This is a genomic window from Leptolyngbya sp. FACHB-711 (genome assembly GCF_014695615.1).
GTDB lineage: Bacteria > Cyanobacteriota > Cyanobacteriia > Elainellales > Elainellaceae > Leptolyngbya_A.
The window spans coordinates 28,238-47,512 of sequence record NZ_JACJOR010000483.1 but is presented as its reverse complement, the minus strand read 5'-3'; the positions used below and the strand labels follow the sequence as shown (position 1 = coordinate 47,512).

16 protein-coding genes are annotated in these 19,275 nt (G+C 51.6%); 12 read left to right on the top strand and 4 right to left on the bottom strand.

The genetic code is table 11. From position 1 onward, the window contains the following. Together H6F80_RS22650 and H6F80_RS22645 are read left to right on the top strand one after the other, a co-directional pair. Nucleotides 1–226, top strand: a 226-nt coding sequence (locus tag H6F80_RS22650; protein ID WP_199296754.1) for a hypothetical protein, incomplete at its 5' end; no start/stop codon positions are given. 223 nt (nucleotides 227–449) lie between these two features. Beyond that, a complete protein-coding gene (locus H6F80_RS22645; RefSeq protein ID WP_190793783.1) occupies nucleotides 450–2,654 on the top strand; it encodes an AAA family ATPase in 2,205 nt (734 codons plus the stop codon). Here the strand turns inward: H6F80_RS22645 and H6F80_RS22640 are convergent. Continuing rightward, nucleotides 2,612–3,118 carry a dTDP-4-dehydrorhamnose 3,5-epimerase gene (locus H6F80_RS22640; RefSeq protein WP_199296753.1) on the bottom strand — a complete coding sequence of 169 codons (507 nt, stop codon included), beginning with the start codon at nucleotides 3,116–3,118 and terminating at the stop codon, nucleotides 2,612–2,614. The two genes, H6F80_RS22645 and H6F80_RS22640, sit on opposite strands and share 43 nt — an antisense overlap. Nucleotides 3,119–3,808: 690 nt before the next feature. Here H6F80_RS22640 and H6F80_RS22635 point away from each other — a divergent pair. Then, complete coding sequence (locus H6F80_RS22635) at nucleotides 3,809–4,429, top strand: hypothetical protein (protein WP_190793782.1); 621 nt, start codon at nucleotides 3,809–3,811, stop codon at nucleotides 4,427–4,429. Between the two features lie 102 nt (nucleotides 4,430–4,531). On the opposite strand, the gene H6F80_RS30035 is transcribed toward H6F80_RS22635, so the two are convergent. Together H6F80_RS30035 and H6F80_RS22625 are read right to left on the bottom strand one after the other, a co-directional pair. Further along, a complete protein-coding gene (locus H6F80_RS30035; protein ID WP_242067516.1) occupies nucleotides 4,532–6,766 on the bottom strand; it encodes a tetratricopeptide repeat protein in 2,235 nt (744 codons plus the stop codon). A 488-nt stretch (nucleotides 6,767–7,254) separates the two neighbouring features. After that, on the bottom strand, nucleotides 7,255–7,497 hold the full coding sequence (locus tag H6F80_RS22625) for a helix-turn-helix transcriptional regulator (RefSeq protein WP_190793781.1): 243 nt from the start codon (nucleotides 7,495–7,497) through the stop codon (nucleotides 7,255–7,257). 220 nt (nucleotides 7,498–7,717) lie between these two features. Here H6F80_RS22625 and H6F80_RS22620 point away from each other — a divergent pair, with 220 nt between their 5' ends. Then, the gene (locus H6F80_RS22620) at nucleotides 7,718–7,963 is read left to right on the top strand and encodes a hypothetical protein (protein WP_190793780.1); all 246 of its coding nucleotides are present in this window, start codon (nucleotides 7,718–7,720) and stop codon (nucleotides 7,961–7,963) included. 11 nt (nucleotides 7,964–7,974) lie between these two features. Here the strand turns inward: H6F80_RS22620 and H6F80_RS22615 are convergent, their stop codons facing one another. Continuing rightward, on the bottom strand, nucleotides 7,975–8,664 hold the full coding sequence (locus H6F80_RS22615; protein ID WP_190793779.1) for a Uma2 family endonuclease: 690 nt from the start codon (nucleotides 8,662–8,664) through the stop codon (nucleotides 7,975–7,977). Between the two features lie 263 nt (nucleotides 8,665–8,927). On the opposite strand from H6F80_RS22615, the gene H6F80_RS22610 reads away from it, so the two are divergent. The 8 genes from H6F80_RS22610 to H6F80_RS22575 all read left to right on the top strand — a co-directional run bounded on the left by H6F80_RS22610 (nucleotide 8,928) and on the right by H6F80_RS22575 (nucleotide 19,021). Next, a complete protein-coding gene (locus H6F80_RS22610; protein WP_190793778.1) occupies nucleotides 8,928–9,302 on the top strand; it encodes a hypothetical protein in 375 nt (124 codons plus the stop codon). Nucleotides 9,303–9,547: 245 nt separating this feature from the next. Then, entirely contained in the window at nucleotides 9,548–11,521 is a 1,974-nt protein-coding gene (locus H6F80_RS22605) for an FAD-dependent oxidoreductase (RefSeq protein WP_347277913.1), read from the top strand. Nucleotides 11,522–11,846: 325 nt separating this feature from the next. Beyond that, nucleotides 11,847–13,088 (top strand): glycosyltransferase family 2 protein, encoded by a 1,242-nt coding sequence (locus tag H6F80_RS22600; protein WP_518523635.1) that lies wholly within the window; start codon nucleotides 11,847–11,849, stop codon nucleotides 13,086–13,088. Nucleotides 13,089–13,128: 40 nt separating this feature from the next. After that, a complete protein-coding gene (gene rfbC, locus H6F80_RS22595) occupies nucleotides 13,129–13,674 on the top strand; it encodes a dTDP-4-dehydrorhamnose 3,5-epimerase (protein WP_190793777.1) in 546 nt (181 codons plus the stop codon). Nucleotides 13,675–13,923: 249 nt separating this feature from the next. Further along, nucleotides 13,924–14,865 (top strand): dTDP-4-dehydrorhamnose reductase, encoded by a 942-nt coding sequence (rfbD, locus tag H6F80_RS22590; protein ID WP_190793776.1) that lies wholly within the window; start codon nucleotides 13,924–13,926, stop codon nucleotides 14,863–14,865. Then, the gene (locus H6F80_RS22585; protein WP_190793775.1) at nucleotides 14,837–15,910 is read left to right on the top strand and encodes a glucose-1-phosphate thymidylyltransferase; all 1,074 of its coding nucleotides are present in this window, start codon (nucleotides 14,837–14,839) and stop codon (nucleotides 15,908–15,910) included. Before rfbD ends, H6F80_RS22585 begins: the two co-directional genes overlap by 29 nt. A 198-nt stretch (nucleotides 15,911–16,108) precedes the next feature. Beyond that, a complete protein-coding gene (gene rfbB / locus H6F80_RS22580; RefSeq protein WP_190793774.1) occupies nucleotides 16,109–17,191 on the top strand; it encodes a dTDP-glucose 4,6-dehydratase in 1,083 nt (360 codons plus the stop codon). A gap of 63 nt (nucleotides 17,192–17,254) precedes the next feature. Further along, complete coding sequence (locus H6F80_RS22575; protein ID WP_199296752.1) at nucleotides 17,255–19,021, top strand: hypothetical protein; 1,767 nt, start codon at nucleotides 17,255–17,257, stop codon at nucleotides 19,019–19,021. Nucleotides 19,022–19,275: the final 254 nt, after the last annotated feature.

Here is a 19,275-nt window from a genome sequence, read left to right as displayed (position 1 = left end):
AGCTCTGGGTCGGCTGACGGCGATCGACGATCAGCTTCAGTCTGAGATTTCTCAGTGGGACAGCGATGCAAATTCGGCAAAGCCTGTGGCGATCGATCTCGATTCCTATCAAGTGACGCTGCTGCGATCGAGTTTGGTCGATCAGGCGGGCCATGCCGAGCAGTCTTTGCTGGATGACATTTTGCAGCAGTTGCCCGAAGACAGCCCGATGGAAGACGCAGACTAAGAGATATTTGAACAGTGGCAGAAGTGCTACACTGCCCCCCTAAATCCCCCAATTCTGGGGGACTTTGAGCCTTCTAAATCTCCTATCAACGGGGGAGTTTGAAGGCTGTAGGCAAGGAAGATTCTAGGTAAGCTGGAGTCCCAAAAAATTGGGTAGACGCTGCTCTAAATTTGTTAGATCATCGGCTTGGTTTGTTTGCTGCAAAGTATCCTTTGCCTGATCCATGCCTGTATCGAATGCAAAATCTGATGTAGATGCGCCGCTAGCAGCTCGAATGCGACCCCGATCGCTGGATGAGTTTATCGGGCAGGATCACATCTTGGGAGCGGGGCGGCTGTTGCGTCGGGCAATTCAGGCGGATCAGCTTTCGTCGATTATTTTTTACGGTCCACCGGGAACGGGAAAAACGACGCTGGCGCGGATTATTGCCAACACAACGCAGGCACACTTTATTTCGCTGAATGCGGTGCTGGCAGGCGTAAAGGAAATTCGGGCGGCGATCGACACTGCACAAATACAGCGCAAGCAGGGACAAAAAACGATTCTGTTTGTGGATGAGGTGCATCGCTTCAATAAGGCGCAGCAGGACGCGCTGTTGCCTTGGGTGGAAAACGGCACGGTAATTCTGATCGGGGCAACGACCGAGAATCCTTATTTTGAAGTGAACAAGGCCCTCGTCAGCCGATCGCGGATTTTTCAGCTCAAGCCGCTGTTGCTCCAAGACCTGTACCGGGTGGTAGAGCAAGCGTTGCAGGATCGCGATCGAGGCTATGGCGATCGAACTGTGAAAATTGACCCGGACGCGCTGGATCATCTGGTGAACGTCGCAAACGGAGACGCGCGGGCGTTGCTGAATGCGCTGGAATTGGCGGTTGAAACCACCCCAGCGGCAGCGGGCGAAATCTACATCACGTTAGCGGTTGCCGAAGAATCAATTCAGCAGCGAGCAGTACTGTACGACAAAGAAGGCGACGTTCACTTTGACACGATTAGCGCATTTATCAAGAGCGTGCGCGGGTCTGACCCGGATGCTGCCCTATATTGGCTGGCGCGAATGGTGTATGCGGGTGAAGATCCCCGGTTTATCTTTCGGCGGCTCTTGATTTTGGCAAGTGAAGATGTGGGATTGGCTGACCCCAATGCGGTAGCGATCGTCAATGCCTGTGCAATGGCGTTCGATCGGGTGGGACTGCCAGAAGGACGTTACCCTCTGGCGCAAGCAACGCTGTTTCTGGCAACTGCTCCTAAATCAAACAGTGTCATGGGCTTTTTTGATGCCCTGGCTGCGATTGAACAGCAGCGCGAAACCGAAGTACCAAACCATTTGCGCGATGCCAATCGCGATCGTCACTCCTTTGGACATGGCGCAAATTATCTCTATCCTCACGCTTATCGCGATCACTGGGTAGCTCAGCAATATTTGCCCAGTAGCCTTCAGGGACAAATGTTTTATCAGCCGTCCAATCAGGGCGAAGAAGCGAAAGTTCAGCAGCAGGTCGCCCGCCAGCGAGAGTCGCAGCTTGCGGCACTGGTTGAAGGAATTGGAGCCGCTTTACCCGAAGTGCTCACCTTCACCCCACCCAACCGCACCCTCGATCGTTGGCTCCAGCGCACGCTTAGCCAGACGGGAACGCAGCTCGGACAGATTCGCGATCGCATTTTCACGCTGGCCCAGCCTGATCGTCATCATGTCATTCTGGATGCCCTTGCTGCAAGCGGTTTGCTGGTTTGGGAAGCGGTGCGGCAAGTCCCCGAAGGCGGCGTGTATGCCTGGGTCAGAAAGGCAGCAGACGGGCAGGCAATTGCAGAACAGGCGGAAATGCTGCCAGAAATCAATCGCCCGATCGTCCGGGTGGATGCCCACGATTTAATGGTGGAACCGGAGATTCAGTTCGATCGCATCCTCGGCAGAAATGTCTTGCTGCACGAGCCTGATAAAGCCGCTCTGATTCAGAAACTGGCAAAATTGCTGCGATCGAATGGGCGAATTGTGCTGGCAGAAACCCTGTCTTATGAAACTCAGCGATTGTATGAATTAGTTGATGCCAGGCAGTTACCGCAGGGGAATCGCAGCCAGGTTAAGTCCGATTTGTGGCAGCGCTGGATCGAAGCCGAAGAAGCGATTTATCAAGATGGGACTGACCCAATGGTCAACTGGCGCGAAGCCGATTTGCTTGCCTGGTTTGCCGCCGCCGGACTCCAGCCAACGCTTCAGCGCGAAGTGAGCCAAACCGATTTGCACGTTACCGCTGATTTGCTCGATCGCTGGTTTCGTCCTGGTCAAACTCGCCCCAGCTACGTCGATCGCCTTGCCCGATCGCTGTCGTCTCAAGAACAATTCCTAATTCAGCAGCTCCTGACGCAAACGCTGAAAAATCAAACCGTTCAATGGCGAAGCGCGATCGTTTTTGTGCAGGCGTCATTCTGAATCGCCTCCCCGTGAATCACCTCCCCGTGAATTGCTTTCGGGCGAATCGTCTCCAGCGCTGCTTTTGCCCGTTCCACATCATAGGGAAAGGGTTTGCGGAGCGGACGATAATCGCGCTCGTGGGGTTTACCGTGGCGCAGCACCGCATTCACAAACATACAGGGCTGATCGCTAAAGTTAATCGAACCGTGGGGCACTCCGGGCGGAATCGTCACCACCTGCGGCACAGCTTCGCTCAGGGGGAAGTAATGGTACTGTCGACCGCTCAGAATCACCAACACGATTTCACCCCGCACCACCAAAAGCTGATCGGTGTGAAAATGATGCACAAACAAATCATCCACAGTTCTGCCTGGAATTTGCGCCAGCATCGTTTCGTGGCTGGATTGTAGTGTATAAAACTCGACCATGCCACTCTTCATCGCATCTAATCGGCGAACCTTAACCTGACGCACTAGGCTCATGATCGACCTCCGTATTTATACGATACCCTTAGCCTAAGGGGTGTGATATTGAAAATTTGTTACCAATATGACAAAATCGCCTTGTTAGTGTGTATAGCTCTTCAGGAGGAGATCGAGCAATTGAGGACAATGTAGTAAGATCGTTCTCCAACAAAAAGGTAGCTACTTCAAGTAACTGCAATAACAGATCGACCTGGCTCACCTGGCATGAATACTGCGATTTTTGGTTGGTCTGCCAGGATAGAAAACTTTCCCATTGTTGAGTGCGATGACTCGCCGACAGAAGGAACTGTTGCGTGCGCTCACCAATAAAGAACGGCAGGAATTGAAACGCATCAGTCGTGCGATCGAGCGAAAAACAACCTCTAAAGGACAAGATTAATGTAAATAGGTTTTGCAGGATTTTCACTATCCTGCTTCGAGCTTTTACAAGTTCTACATAAAATCTAAAAGTTCTACATGAAATCTAAATAAAGTAACTCGTAATTATTCTAACCGTAGAACAAAGTTCCCGATATTCTATAAATTTAATAGATAAATCTCTGTGGTTCTACTGAAAGTAATCCTGTCAAGTTCATAAAAACAAAAAATAATAGTTCTGTGTCTTTATTGAAGCTTATCAACAATCAAGTAGGCTAGATTTGCCCTAGCCAACAACAAACGTGATAGAGATTTGAGGAGAACGTTTCGATGAAGAATCAAAACAAGAAAGAAAACGGCAAACACAAAAACATCAAGGGAAAGAACGGCAAATCTAAAGATATGTTGATTCCAACCGATGCAGATGACATTTTGCTGGGTGGCAATAAGTCTGAAGTGATCAAGGGTGGGTTGGGGAATGACAAAATTAGCGGTCGCAATGGCAAAGATACGCTCTACGGTGAAGCGGGTAATGATGAGTTAACGGGTGGAAATGGTAATGACATTCTGGTTGGCATGACTGCAATTCCGGCTGCACCTTCTCCAGCAGGAACAACCCCAACTGTCCCTACGCCTGCGCCTGAAGTGGATATTTTGATTGGCGGCAATGGCAAAGACACCTTCGTTTTGGGTCAGGCAGGAATGGCATTTTATACGTCAGCAGCAGACGCAGACTATGCTGTGATCAAAGACTTCAAGCAAGCCGATCGCATTCAGCTATCAGGACTGCCTACGAGCTACACGGTTGGGGCAACAGCAACAGGGGCAGGCATTTATATGAGCAAGGTTGATCCAACCACAGGCGCACAAAGCAGCGAGTTGATTGCTGTCCTGGAAGGAGTCAACGCAACGTCTGTGAATTTGTCTGCTCGTAACTTTGTTTTTGTGTAATTTTTAGATGGTTTTGAGATGAAGGGGTAGTGCTTTTTGCCTGGAGCTGTGTTCCAGGCCCCTTCTTCTTTTTACCAGCCCTCCTGCATAAATTCGATCGCCTCATGCTGAATCAGAATCTTCTTCAATTAATGCTTTGAATCGATCGTCCGATCGAATATTGTCAAGATCGGAGTCTGTTTTAGCCTTTTCTCGATATCCGGGGTTGAGTTCGATCGCTCGTTGTAAAGACTCGATCGCTTCATCCACGTGATTCCACAAGGAATAACAATAGGCTTTGTTGTACCAGGCTTCGTCAGCGTCCGGTTTGTATTCGAGGGTTTTGTCCCAGGAGTCGATCGCTTCCTCGTAGCGTCCTAGATTAACCAGGACAAGACCTCGGTTGCTCCAGACTGCGTGATCGTCTGGTTTGATGTTGAGGGCTTTGTCCCAGGAGTCGATCGCTTCCTCGTAGCGTCTTAGATTAACCAAGGCAACGCCTCGGTTGTTCCAGGCTTCGTGATAGTCCCGTTTGCTTTTGAGGGCTTCGTCGTAGGACCCGATCGCTTCCTCGTAGCGTCTTAGATTAACCAGGACATTGCCTCGGTTGTTCCAGGCTTCATGATAGTCTGGTTTGCTTTTGAGGGCTTCGTCCCAGGAGTCGATCGCTTCCTCGTAGCGTCCTAGATTAACCAAGGCAATGCCTCGGTTGTACCAGGCTTCGTGATAGTCCGGTTTGCTTTTGAGGGCTTCGTCCCAGGAGTCGATCGCTTGCTGGTGCTGTCCTAGCTCAGCCAGGGCAATGCCTTTTTCAAACCAAACAAAAGCAAGCCCGAAATTGCTCCTTGCCAAAACTTCTGGATCTGTGATTGCAGGTATCAGGCGTTGCAAAATGGACAATAGCTTGCTGAACGCTTCCAGGGCTTGCGGATATCGTTTGAGTTCAGACATTGCAAAGCCAAAGCCAAAAAGCGAAGACAGCATCTCGATTGGATGTTGGTCTGCCAATTCCTGAAGCAGGCGAGACAGGGCTGGAACGTATTCCCCCACCTCTACGCGCTTATTTGCTGCCTCAATCTGTCCTTCGCTGGGGTTGAGAATGTCTTGTGCGGCAATCAGATAACACAACGTGCGGTTAATCTGCCAGCGATGCCACCAGGTAAATTGACGCGGTTGATTCCATCGGTTTGCAATGAGGACAGCCGTTGGCGCAACCGTAAACTCAGTAAGCACGACGTTGACCTGACGCAGCAGACCGATCGCAGCGTAGATGTGAGGAGCATAAGCAAGTTTCTCAGCTTCCCGATATCGCTTCTCCCAGCTTCCCTTCAGCGTCGGGGTAAAAACCTGGGTTAATGGTTCACCCGATCGCCGCGCATCCTTCAAATTCAACACCATCACCCGAAAAGTTCGATCGCTCTTTTCTGCTAACTTTTGGTAATCCTGCGGATCAGCTTCAACCGTTTGCGGATCGACTGTGTTTTGCAGCAGTTCTACCAGCGCGATCACATCCGGTTCTGGTAATGAATACTGAGCAAATCGATCGCGCCACAGTTTTGGATACTGATCTAGCCCCAACTTTTCGAGTTCGCTGGGTTCGCCTTCCCGCTCAGGAATTGTTTCATTCCGGGCAGTCGCAATCACGCGAATTTCTTCTGGACGGCAGCCTCGGTCATAAGCCTCCAGCAGTTCCAGCAGTCGTTCTGGCAAAGGCGACAAACCTAACTGAAGCGCATTGCCTGATTTGTCCTTGCGCCATGCTGCCTCCTGATCCAGAGGACGATTCAAATCATCAAACCAGAAGAGAATCTGTCGGTCTGTTCCAATTCGTTCGAGCGGCAATTGGCTTGGCTTCCTGATTGCCTGCCATTCCCAAGACTTTAATTTGAGAATTGTCCATCCGTCTTGATTGAAGCTGGCTGCTAGCTCTGCTGCCTCCCGTGATTTGCCGATTCCTGACTTGCCCAGAATTAAGACCGATCGCCGTTCCTTGAGCAACTGTTCCAACTCTTTTTGAACGTTTCGATCGGCATCTCGTTTCTGATAATGAATATTAAAGTCTGCAAGTGGATCGTCAGGATCATCATTATTACTGCCAATCAGTTGCCGCACAATACCTGGAGAGCGAGGAGCAATAATCTCAAACGGAAACGTATCTGGCAGTTCAACAGGCTGATGCGATTTCCTGCGGGCAAGTCGCTTTTTCAAAAAGCCAAAAACGGGTCTAAGCGGTCCAAAAAGGATTGCCAAAACTCCAAGTGCAGCCAGAATTCCAGACAAATTAGGCTCGATCGAGGCAAACCACTGCCAGACCACACCTAACAATTCTTGGAGATGTTTAAGCCAGCTTGCCGTCATCACCCCTGCTACCGCCGCATTGACCAAATTCTAACCGCTTCAGCAAAACTAGAAGCGACTGTTAATCGTCGAAGCTTGATTTCCCAGGCAGAAATCCCAATGTTTTAAGCCACAGAAGGAATGTTGTGCGTGCAAATCGCAATGTACCGCGTGCAAGAAGCAATGTATCGACTCACAAAGGCAATGTATCTTGTACAAGAAGCAATGTATTGAGTGCAAGAGGCAATGTATCGACCCACAAAAGCAATGTATTGAGTCATAAAGGCAATGTATTGAGTGCAAGAGGCGATCGTTTGGCTTGCAGAGTCAAAACACGAGCTTCTGTCCTGCTTGTAGTAATGTTAAAGACTCGTTGCTGTGACCCAAACCGCCCCCCTAACCCCCCAATTCTGGAGCGAACCGAGCCTTCTTCCAGTTTCAAAGTCCCCCAAAGTAGGGAGATTTAGGGGGCAATGCAGCACCTCAAGCCCTTTTCAAGAATCAACATCTTACTCAGAACCTTGAGAAGGACCAAACTCATCCGGCAATTGTTCGATCGGAATCTTCAACTCACGGCATAACGCTTTCACTTGAGGAATGTTGGGTCTTGCTGCTGATTCGCCAGATTCCCAGCGTTGATAGGTCCGAAGGGGAATTCTACAGCGTCTTGCTAGCTCTTCTTGAGTTAAGCCAGCCTTTTCCCTCAACTGCTTTAAGGGTGATTCACCTGCTTTCGATTTATCTTCAGCCATGCAAGACGACAGTTTGTTGCGACAGATTGACGTAAGAAAGAAGGCATGGCAATATGATTTTTAGTTCAGCAGCATTGCCAACCCAGATTTTTACAGTCCGACTTCGGTTAAACCTTCCGTTGACGGTCTGTTCATCCTAAGTTTCGCATCCGTGGTGAGATTTTCGCTCATCGCTGCCTTGCGCTGCTCAATTTTTCCTTTCAAACTCAGGAGAATTCTAATGACTGATTCCTACTCGACAAACCCAACCCAATACCGCGATCGCCTCCAGCCCTGGTGCATCATTCGCCATTTGCCCAAACTCCAGCGCGTTACCGTTGCCCGATTTCGTGCCCGTCAGGATGCAGAAGCCTATTTGAAAGTCTTACGATCGCTCTCGCCCAATTTTAGCTACAGCATTGTGTTTGATGTTGCTAGTGATTTTCCGCCGAGCAAAGCAGATTACTGCGATCGAATTTCGGCCTGAAGCAGTAGGCATTATGAAGGATTTGAAAGTTCCTGAATTGCTCCAGAAAACCACGCTGCCGCACTCGTATTTGTTCCTTTGACCATGCGATCGATCGCCTCATTCAACAGCGAAATTGGCAGTCCGGCTAGCACATTAGACTGCTCAATCAAATGATATTTTCCATCCTGCAATTGAAACGCAAATACTCGCTTTCCCTGCGTATCAACCACCCAATATTCAGGAATACCTAACGCCTCGTACAAATGCTTTTGCTCATCTAAATCACTCGCCAGCGTTGTATCTGAAATTTCGCCGACTAGATCGGGAACGCGACAACGAGTCAGGTCAATCTTGCGGGGTTCGCCCTCTTTCCATTGCGGCGAGTCTGCTCCCACATACAAAACCAAATCAGGGGCACAAGTCTGGGTTTCCGGCTGCTCGATCAGGCAGCGTCCAATGGAATCAAAAACCTGATCTGGATGCTGAATTGCCCATAGAAACAGCATCGTCGTAAACAAGTCGCTGTATTTTGCGTGATTAATGCCTTCACCACCCATACTCACCCTCATTCGATTCTGATCGAAGTCCAGCCTCATTCGTCCCTGGCTCGCATCATCACGAAGGGCATCACGCAACGCGATATAATCCTGCCAGGTTGCAGCATGCCAGAGGGGCGGGGTTGTTTTTTCGGCAGCAGAGCGGGGGAGAGAAATCGTCATTGCATGGACAGCGATGGGGTTCCGTTGTCTTGATTCTATCCAGAATATCGATCGCCTCCCCACGACTTAACCCTGCCTGATGCCCAATTAATTCAATATTTCTCTGCCGAGTGACAGATTTTTTTCTGAATAAAATTAGACAAGAGTTCAGCCCCTAGAACGATTCGATCGCCTTCAGATTCCAGGTAAAAGAGAGCAGAAGGATTGAAAGAAACCGATTCAAGAAACAAGAACGACTTAAACATTTTTTGGAGGCACTTAGTATGAATTTTCGGCATCGGATGGCGGCAGTATTACGCCCGATTCGCACCTTTCTCGTGGCAGTGACCTGTGCATTGGTGCTTTTCATGAATGCTGCACCTGCCCTGGCAATCAGCAGCCCGCCGACTGATCCGGCAAAGGGAGAACCCGGACTGCAAGATATTTTTGAAAAATCAGAAGATGCACTGAAGTCCGACGATACCCTCACTATGAAGGTGAAGGATGAAGCTAATAAGGGCATCAACGAAGTGCAGGGCGCAGCAGATAAAAACGATATGTATCGTCCTGAGAACTCCCAGCAAGCAACAGATGCTGAAACGCAGGTTGAGCGCGCACTGAGCAAAATCACCGAGAAGTTTCCGGGCAACAATCGCTAAGCTTCGCGAACCTTCAACCTTGATAACTGCGTTTTGCTAAAGTCGGGTGTAATATCAGAGCCAGGATGGGTCATCTCTCCTGGCTTTTTTTTGCTGCCTTTCCACAAACTTTGGCGATCGGCGTAGAATTACGCTATATATCTACGGTATAACGCTGGATGTAGCGGCAAAGTCTTTTTACTTAGAGGAGATACGCCATCTACAGTTAACCCGGCTTTTGCTTTCGCAGTTCAGAGTGCCTTCCTGTGACCCAATCTCCCCTTCGTCAAATCGGTCAACTCGCGCTTCTCGCCGTTCTGATTCCCATTGGCTCAGCCGGACTGCTGGGGCTACTGCAGTATTATTCCTGGGGCGGAGCCGTCACTCCCCTTTCTTCGGCGGCTTCTGCACCCGATACCAGTGCTCAAAGTATGGGTTCTCAGGGCATCGATCGCCTGGTGAACCGAATGAACGGCAGACCCACCCTCTCTCCCTTGCCCGAACCGAAGGAAGTTTGGGAGTGCGAAGTGGTGGTGGTTGGCGGCTCAATGGGGGGCGTTTCAGCGGCGGCACAGTCAATGCGATCGGGCGCAAAGACTTGTCTGATCGAGCTGTCTCCCTGGTTGGGCGGACAAATCAGCTCTCAGGGAGTCTCTGCGCTAGATGAATCCGTCACGATGAATGAAAGGGATAACCTGTCGTCCGACTGGCTCGACTTCAAGCGTCTGGTGAAAAAGCAGCAGGTGGAAGTACCGCCCTGGACCAACCTGGCTTCGCCCCAGTCAACCTCAGATTTAAATAGCTGCTGGGTTGCCACCCTCTGTTTTCTGCCCAGAGCGGGAATGCAGGCATCAGAACAGTGGCTCAAGCAGGCATCGGCTCAATCACCGGAAAGTCGTTGGGTGACATCAACTGCCTTTAAGGGCACAGAGTTTGACCCAACCGGACGCTTAATCACAGCCGTTTATGCAGTGCGGCGCATTCCTAAAAATCCGGCTTATGTACCGCTGGGTCGCCCTTCCAAGGAGTTGCCCGCCTGGTACTCGTGGTCGTCAGATGATCAGTTTAATAAAGTGCCGATGCGTCTTCAGCCCCCAAGCGGCAAACAAATGATCGTGATTGATGCCACCGACACGGGCGAACTGGTGGGCTGGGCAGGCATTCCCTATCGCCTGGGTTCTGAGGGGCGATCGACGACTAGCGAATATTTTGCCTCGCGGCAAGACAACCCAGACTGCACCCAGGCATTTACCTTTCCATTTGGCTTAGCGATTCTGGATGACGGTCGTGCCAGTCAAAAGCTGCTGTCTGAGGTGAAACCGGGCTATTCCAAAGCAGAACATCGGCAGTACTTCGACCTGGAAGGGTTTCCGATGTTTGGTAGTGCCAGCGTGTTTAACTATCGCCGGATTCTCAGCACTAGCCAAAACGACTCACGCAGCGATGATCCAGATCCCGGCGACATCTCGATGATCAACTGGAATCGCGGCAACGACTGGACTTATATGGACCCGCCGCTGATCTTAAACGAAAAGAAAATCACCGAATCAGGACAGCACGAAAACTGGATGGGAGGCGTTTCGATTAGTGCCCTACGCCATGCTGAAGAACACGCCCTGCTGTTTGCCGAGTGGCTGATCGAAAAGCATTCGACGCCCGAACTGCCGATGACTTACCTCTACGGGATTGAGATGCCAATGGGCACGGCATCGGGTCTGAGCATGATGCCCTATATCCGCGAAGGACGGCGAATCCTCGGACGCAACGGCTACGGACAGGTGGAGTTTATGATGCGCGAGGCAGACATTCGCACCGATATGCGCGGCGGCAGAGATTTTCGCCCCACGACGATCGCCCTCACCCACTATGCGATCGACATGCACGGCTGCCGCTACCGCAACTCGCGAGAAACCTGGGAAGCCAGCAGTGCCCCCCTGCAAGACGAAAGCATGATCAAGCCCATCTATATCCCGCTGGAAGCAATCGTGCCGCAGAAAGTGGATAATCTGCTGATTGGGGGCAAGTCGATCGCTGCAACCCATATTGTGAATGCTTCAACTCGGCTGCACTACGGCGAATGGGTGATTGGCGGAGCCGCAGGCGCAACGGCAGGATGGCTGGTGAATTACAATCAGCGACAAAATCAGTCTGGGCTGCTGCCGCCGGAGATGATTCGCAAGAACTATGTCGATGAGCTGCAAAAGAAACTGCGCGATCGAGGGTTTACGCTGGATTGGTAAGTTTTTGAGATGGGCGAACGCTTCCCAATGCAAGGAAGACACGACAAGTCCCAAAACATTGAGCAGTCGGGTGGGCTGAAGCAGGCAAGCCCAGTTTTGTAGACCGATCGCACTGGCAACAGGCTTTCTGGGGCGAAGCAATCAACACAATTATTTATTTTTTGAGCTTTCTCTGCCCTTAATTTTCTTCCATTGGATTAACAGAAGAGCATTAAGACGATGGTACATTTTAGGTAAGAAGTCAGGGGTATCTCCGGGTGTGTAGGTCTCCTACATTACAGCCGTCAGACATCCTGCCATAAATCCAAGTCTGAGGTGAATCTCCGTGTCTGCACTGTTTTTTGTCTTCAATGGGGGGCTGCTCACGATCGCCCTCATACTCCTGCTCCCGATTGGCGTGCTGCTGATTGAGTGTGTTTCGGCTCTGTTGCCCGTTAGAAAAGGAATTGGGCAATCGTCCTATCCGGCAGGTAAGCAGGCAAAAATCGCAGTCCTGGTTCCGGCACACAACGAGGCTGCGGGAATTCGCCCGGTACTGGAAATTTTAATCGCGCAGCTCAAATCCTCGGCTCTGTCGACCGATGGAACGCATCAAGGAGCACATCAATTAGTTGTCATTGCGGATAACTGCACCGACGACACGGCAGATATTGCCCGATCGATGGGTGCTACGGTACTGGAACGCCAGGATGCCGATCGCCGCGGCAAAGGCTTTGCCCTTGATTATGGCATGCGCTATCTTGCAAATAATCCGCCCGATGTGGTGGTGATGGTCGATGCAGACTGTGAAGTGACCGATGGGGCGATCGATCGAATCAGCCGCAAAGCTTTAGCTACCCATCGTCCGGTGCAGGCAGTCTATTTGCTGGAGCGACCTGCTCAGCCCCAGCCCAAGGATGCAGTGTCTGCTCTGGCTTTTTTGGTGAAAAATTTAGTGCGTCCGCGCGGCTTAGAGCGACTGGGTTTGCCGAGTCCCCTTACCGGAACGGGCATGGCGTTTCCCTGGGCAGTGATTCAATCGGCAAAGCTGGCAAGCAGCAATATTGTGGAAGATATGCAGTTGGGGGTCGATCTGGCGATCAAGGGACATCCGCCCGCTCTCTGCCCAGAGACGCTGGTGATGGGTCGTTTACCGCAACAAGAGCAAGCTGCGAAAAAGCAACGGACTCGCTGGGAACACGGACATCTGCAAACCTTACTGACCCAGGTTCCCCGCCTGCTGAAAGCATCGCTGCATCAAAAGCGGTTTGATCTGCTGATAATGGCACTCGATCTCGCCATTCCGCCCCTGTCGCTGCTGGTGATGCTCTGGCTGGGCGGGCTAACCCTGTCGATCGTCTTGTTGGGGCTGGGCGGCTCGGTGTTGCCTGCCATTCTATTCAGCGCGGGTGGAGCCATGCTGCTGCTGGCGATCGGGCTTGCCTGGGCAGGATTCGGCAAAGCGGATCTGCCGCTGACGACGCTGTTGACGGTTCCGCTTTATGTACTGTGGAAGATCCCGCTCTATTGTGCATTTTTGGTAAATCGTGAGAAAACATGGGTTAGAACCGAACGAGATGTCGTGTAAGATCCTGGCTGTGAAGTGACTCACAACCTCCAGGAAAGGCATGAACATTACTCAAACAGAAATTCCCGATGTCCTGCTGATTGAACCTCGCGTATTCGGGGACGATCGCGGATTTTTCTTTGAAAGCTTTAATGAGCAGGTGTTTCAGGATAAGACTGGACTCAGTCTACGGTTTGTGCAGGACAATCACTCGCGATCGGCAAAAAATGTGCTGCGAGGATTGCACTACCAGATTCAGCAGGCGCAGGGGAAACTGGTGCGAGTGGTAGCAGGGGCAATCTTTGATGTGGCAGTAGACATTCGCAAAGGTTCGCCGACGTTTGGGCAGTGGGTTGGCTACGAGCTAAGCGCGGCGAACAAACAGCAGCTCTGGATTCCCCCTGGCTTTGCCCACGGCTTTGTGGCACTGGAAGACGGAACCGAAGTGCTGTACAAGACGACTGACTATTACGCGCCCGCCCATGAACGATCGATTTTGTGGAACGATCCAGACCTGGGCATTCACTGGAACCTGTTAGGAGAGCCGATCGTTTCTGCAAAGGATCAGGCGGGCATTCCGCTCAAACAGGCAGATTTATTTGACTAGCACCCTGATTTGCCCTTTCTGCCTGCGGTTCTGGGCATCAGTAATCGAGGCTTCATCGATCGCTAAAGATTTCGTAATGTCGCCCAAAGATCAGAAAAATCTCGCTTCCCCATGAGGGATGATTGGGTGAGATAGCAGTTTCTACGGAAATTCAGGGCAGAATAGCCCTAGCGAGTGAAATTCCCTAACGAGTGAAGTCAAGGTTTCAGCGTAACCTCCTGATGCAACCAGAGAGCAATTGAGAAATTCATGACGCGCATTCTATTAATTGGCAAGGCAGGACAGGTCGGGCACGAACTGCAACAGACCCTCAGTTCCTTAGGCAAGGTCATCGGCGTGGCGCGAGACGAACTCGACCTGACCGAACTCGAGCAGATTCGTCAGACCATTCGCGAAGCTCAGCCCGATCTGATCGTGAATGCGGCTGCCTACACCGCCGTAGACAAAGCCGAAACCGAAGCAGATCTGGCACAGGCAATCAATGGCACTGCGCCCACCGTGATGGCGGAAGAAGCCCGATCGCTCAAAATTCCGCTGATTCACATTTCCACAGACTACGTGTTTGATGGTTCTCAGAGTACGCCTTACACCGAAACTGACCCTACCAACCCGATCGGCGTTTACGGTCAGTCGAAGCGGGCAGGCGAAGTCGGGATTCAGCAGGTTTGTGAAGATTCTTCTGCGCCCTACACAATTCTACGAACAGCCTGGGTCTATGGAACCTATGGCAAGGGCAATTTCGTCAAAACTATGCTGCGGTTGGGTAAAGAGCGCGAGGAAGTCCGGGTCGTTGCCGATCAGATTGGCACACCGACCTGGTCAGCGGACATTGCCCGTGCGATTACCGTTCTCTCTGGTCAGTTTCTCGCCAAAGCCAATGGTCGCGATCCGGTGTCGCTAAGCGGCATTTATCACTTTACGAATAGCGGAGCTGCAAGCTGGTATGACTTTGCAGTTGCCATCTTTGAGGAGGCGCAGGCGTTAAACCTGCCTCTGAAGGTCAAGCAGGTTATTCCGATTACCACGCCGGAATATCCAACCCCTGCCCAGCGTCCTGCTTACTCAGTTTTAGCCTGCCAGAAGGTTGGTAAACTGCTTCCTGCTCCGCCGTCCCAATGGCGACAGGCACTTCGTCAGATGCTCACTGAATACATCCACGCCCATGAAAGCAATTATTCTGTCCGGCGGTAAGGGAACTCGTCTGCGCCCGTTGACCTATACGGGAGCTAAACAGCTTGTGCCTGTTGCCAATAAACCGATCCTCTGGTACGGCATCGAGTCGATCGTCGCTGCAGGGATCACCGAGATTGGCATCATCATCAGCCCCGAAACGGGTGAAGAGGTGAAAGCAAAAACGGGCAACGGCGATCGATTTGGCGCAAAGATTGAATACATCTTGCAGGACAAGCCTGCAGGACTGGCACACGCCGTCAAGATTGCCCGGCCGTTTTTAGGCGATTCGCCGTTTGTGATGTATCTGGGTGACAACCTGGTACAGAGCAACCTGGATCTGTTTCTAGAACACTTCCATGCCAACAGTCTTGACGCGCTGACGCTGCTTTGTCCGGTTCCAAATCCGAGTGCCTTTGGGGTGGCAAAAGTCGATGAAAACGGACGACTGCTTCAGCTGGTTGAAAAGCCTAAAAATCCGCCCTCGAACCTGGCACTGGTAGGAATTTATATCTTTACCAACACAATTCACAAGGCGATCGATTCAATTCAGCCTTCAGCCAGGGGCGAACTCGAAATCACCGATGCAATCCAGACTTTGATCGACTGGCAAAACCCAGTGGAGGCACGGCAAATTCGCGGCTGGTGGCTAGACACCGGGAAAAAAGACGACCTGCTGGAAGCCAACCGGGTGATTCTCGATAGCTGCCTGGATTGCAACGTTGAAGGCGAAGTAGACGATCGCAGCCGTATTATCGGACGGGTTCACGTCGGCAAAGGCACAAAGATTATCAACAGCACAATTCGGGGTCCGGTGACGATTGGCGAAAACTGCCATCTGGAGAACTGTTTTATCGGTCCCTACAGCAGCATCGCCAGCGAAGCCAAACTGCTAGAAATCGATCTAGAACACAGCGTCATTTTGCAGGGCGCGAAGCTCGAAACCATTCATCACCGCATTGTGGACAGCGTTATCGGACAACGTGCCCATCTTCGCGAAGCCGACTGCCGCCCAAAGGCTCTGCGATTTATGATCGGCGACGATTGCCAGATCGAACTGAACTAAGCCTCGAACCATCCCCCTAGTCCCTAATTTTGCAAGGAACCGAGCCAATCATGCTGGCTTTCAACGTTCCTCCTCGCTCTTTTAGAGCAGCAAGTAACAAATAGGGGATTTAGGGGGCAATATAGAACCTCTGCAACTCCTCAACCACCCTAAAACCCGATTCAGCAACAAATATCTTCAAGACAGGAAATAGAAAGTATGTCTCTCGACCAGACCCGCCTGCCGCGCAAGCTGATCATTACCGGAGGCGCAGGCTTTATTGGCTCCAACTTTGTCCATTACTGGTGTCAGCACTATCCGGGCGATCGCGTCGTTGTGCTGGATGCGCTCACCTATGCCGGAAATCGGGCAAACCTGGCTGGGCTGGAAGGACACGCTAATCTGCGCTTTGTGAAAGGTGATATCTGCGATCGGGCGTTGATTGACGATTTACTGCGCGAAGAAGGCATCGATACGCTGGTTCACTTTGCGGCAGAGTCCCATGTGGATCGATCGATTTTGGGTCCGGGCGCGTTCGTGCAAACCAATGTGGTCGGCACGTTCACTTTGCTAGAGGCATTCCGGCAGCACTGGCAGGCGCAGGGCAAACCAGAGCATTATCGCTTCCACCACGTTTCGACCGATGAGGTGTACGGCAGCCTGGAAGCGGATGATCCCGCCTTTGCAGAAACGACACCCTACGCACCCAACAGTCCCTACTCGGCATCCAAGGCAGGCAGCGATCATCTGGTGCGCGCCTACTACCACACCTATGGTCTGCCGACGCTGATGACCAACTGTTCCAACAACTACGGTCCCTATCACTTCCCGGAAAAGCTGATCCCGCTGATGTGCATTAATATTTTGCTGGGTAAGCCGCTGCCCGTGTATGGCGATGGACAAAACATTCGGGACTGGCTGTATGTGGAAGACCATTGCAGCGCGATCGATACGGTGATCCAGTCCAGCAAACCGGGCGAAACCTACAACGTTGGCGGCAACAATGAAGTGAAGAACCTCGATCTGGTGCAAATGCTCTGCGACCTGATGAACGAACTCGCACCTGAGCTGCCCGTGCGTCCGGCGCAAGACCTGATTACCTTTGTCAAAGACCGACCGGGACACGATCGCCGCTATGCCATTGATGCCACCAAAATCAAAACCGAGCTGGGCTGGACGCCTTCGGTAACGGTCGAAGAAGGCCTACGACGCACTGTGCAGTGGTATCTTGACCATTCGGAGTGGTGGCAGCCGCTCTTATCAGACGAGTATCAGGCGTACTATCGCAAAGTGTATGCATAGGGGCAGGGTAGGCATCGGGGTCGCCAAGCAATAGCCAGTTCACAAATTCAGGAGGAATCATCCATGACTCGCAATATCAGTGGCGATCGATGGAGTACCCTATTCCGAAAATGGTTGGCTCGCCCTAGCTACCGGGTTGGGCGGTTGGCAGGACTGTTTGCGATCGCCCTCTCTCTGGTTTTGGGCTGTACCTCGCTGTCGAATTTTACGGCATCTCAGGATGCGGTTCACCCGGCGAGGGCGGCTTCGGCAGATAATACGGTGGGTCAGCTTGCCCTGGGGACCAACCTGGCGGGAATTGCGGACTGGTCAAGCCAGATTCCTTTTCTCGATGCGTTTAAGTTTTCCAGAAGATGGATTACCCAGTGCGATGATCAGCCGGATTGCAATTCGACCTGGGATACTGAGGAATTTGACAAGCTGGCTCTCGACGAGCATGGCTGGGTTAAATCACTGCCCACCCCCGCAGATCCACCAAAGTACACACAGGTTGCTACGTTGCTGTTTCGCGATCTGAAACAATATCCGGGTGGGCAGTATGTGGTGCTGTACGACGGCGAAGGCACGATCGACTATCAGTTTGACGGCAAAAAGGATGAGGCAGCTTCTCGACCCGGACGTGATGTAATCAATGTTACGCCTTCCATGTCGGGTTTGCTTTTGGTTATTAAGGCAACCGATCCGAATCGCACAGGCAATTACCTTCGCAATATTCACGTCGTACCGATCGCCTACGAACAAACCTTTCAGCAGCAGATTTTTAATCCAGACTTTCTAGAGCGCACCCGCAAATTTAGTGCTCTCCGGTTTATGGACTGGATGGGAACCAATAATTCTGGTCAGAAAGAATGGTCGAACCGTCCCCAGGTGGACGATGCCTCGTACGCAGTTAAGGGGGTACCGATCGAAATCATGGTCGAGCTGGCAAATCGACTCAAGGCAAACCCCTGGTTTAATATGCCGCATCAGGCAACCGACGAGTACATGACCAACTTTGCTCGCACAGTTAAGGAGCGGCTTGATCCCAACCTCCGCGTGTATGTGGAATTTTCTAACGAAGTGTGGAACTGGCAGTTTCAGCAGGCACACTACGCCCTAGAGCAGGGAAAAGCGCGCTGGGGACAAGATAAGGGCGATGCGTTTGCTCAGTGGTATGGAATGCGGGCAGCGCAAATGTCTGACCTCTGGAAGCGAGAGTTTGGCGACCAGAACGACCGCCTGATTTCGGTGATTGCAACACAAACTGCATGGAAGGGCTTAGAAGAAAGCATCCTGAAGTGTTCCTACTGGGTAGCCGAGGGCAACCGTCCCTGCTATCAGCACGGCTTCACCACCTACGCGATTACGGGCTACTTTAGCGGCAATTTGGGCAGTCCAGAAAGCCAGAGCACGGTGCAGTCCTGGATGCGAGAGCAGGATGGTGGCATGGCGAAAGCCTTTGAGCAGCTTGGCATGAACGGCACTCAGGGCGACAGCGTGGCAGACACGGCAAACGGGTTTCGCTATCAGGCAGAGGTTGCCAAACGCCACGGGCTGATGCTCGTTGCCTACGAAGGCGGTCAGCACATCACCGGACGAGGTGGAGTTGAAAACAACGAAGCGATGGTCAATTTCTTCACCGCGCTCAACCGTGATCCCAGGATGGGCGAATGCTATACCGACTTGCTAAATCAGTGGAAGGGAGCAGGCGGAACCCTGTTTATGCACTTTTCCGACATTGTGCAGCCGAGCAAATGGGGCGCGTGGGGCGCGCTGGAATCGGTCACGGAGACTCGATCGCCTAAGTATGACGCGCTGATGAACTTTATCGATCGCAATCAGCTGCGGTAAAAAGTTTTGCTGCCCCTGTCCTGGACAAGGAGTTTGAACCTGCGCGAAGGGCTTGTACAAGTGTCTGTAGCTGAGCATACCAGGATTTTCTTTTTTGCCTACTATTATAAAATCAGGCTATTTTGAAGGTCTGCCTCAAGAATCTTGAATTTTTGGCTTGTCAGAATAGAGTAAGTATGCTCAAAATTAGGATTTTCCATTGCCCTTACTAAGGTTTCATTCTTCAGCTTGGCCATGCTGCGTCTTGGCAATGC

Coding starts and splice junctions, on each gene's coding strand:
- H6F80_RS22645 (WP_190793783.1), top strand. CDS start 450: ATGCCTGTATCGAATGCAAAATCTGATGTAGATGCGCCGCTAGCAGCT.
- H6F80_RS22640 (WP_199296753.1), bottom strand. CDS start 3,118: ATGAGCCTAGTGCGTCAGGTTAAGGTTCGCCGATTAGATGCGATGAAG.
- H6F80_RS22635 (WP_190793782.1), top strand. CDS start 3,809: ATGAAGAATCAAAACAAGAAAGAAAACGGCAAACACAAAAACATCAAG.
- H6F80_RS30035 (WP_242067516.1), bottom strand. CDS start 6,766: ATGACGGCAAGCTGGCTTAAACATCTCCAAGAATTGTTAGGTGTGGTC.
- H6F80_RS22625 (WP_190793781.1), bottom strand. CDS start 7,497: ATGGCTGAAGATAAATCGAAAGCAGGTGAATCACCCTTAAAGCAGTTG.
- H6F80_RS22620 (WP_190793780.1), top strand. CDS start 7,718: ATGACTGATTCCTACTCGACAAACCCAACCCAATACCGCGATCGCCTC.
- H6F80_RS22615 (WP_190793779.1), bottom strand. CDS start 8,664: ATGACGATTTCTCTCCCCCGCTCTGCTGCCGAAAAAACAACCCCGCCC.
- H6F80_RS22610 (WP_190793778.1), top strand. CDS start 8,928: ATGAATTTTCGGCATCGGATGGCGGCAGTATTACGCCCGATTCGCACC.
- rfbC (WP_190793777.1), top strand. CDS start 13,129: ATGAACATTACTCAAACAGAAATTCCCGATGTCCTGCTGATTGAACCT.
- rfbD (WP_190793776.1), top strand. CDS start 13,924: ATGACGCGCATTCTATTAATTGGCAAGGCAGGACAGGTCGGGCACGAA.
- H6F80_RS22585 (WP_190793775.1), top strand. CDS start 14,837: ATGAAAGCAATTATTCTGTCCGGCGGTAAGGGAACTCGTCTGCGCCCG.
- rfbB (WP_190793774.1), top strand. CDS start 16,109: ATGTCTCTCGACCAGACCCGCCTGCCGCGCAAGCTGATCATTACCGGA.
- H6F80_RS22575 (WP_199296752.1), top strand. CDS start 17,255: ATGACTCGCAATATCAGTGGCGATCGATGGAGTACCCTATTCCGAAAA.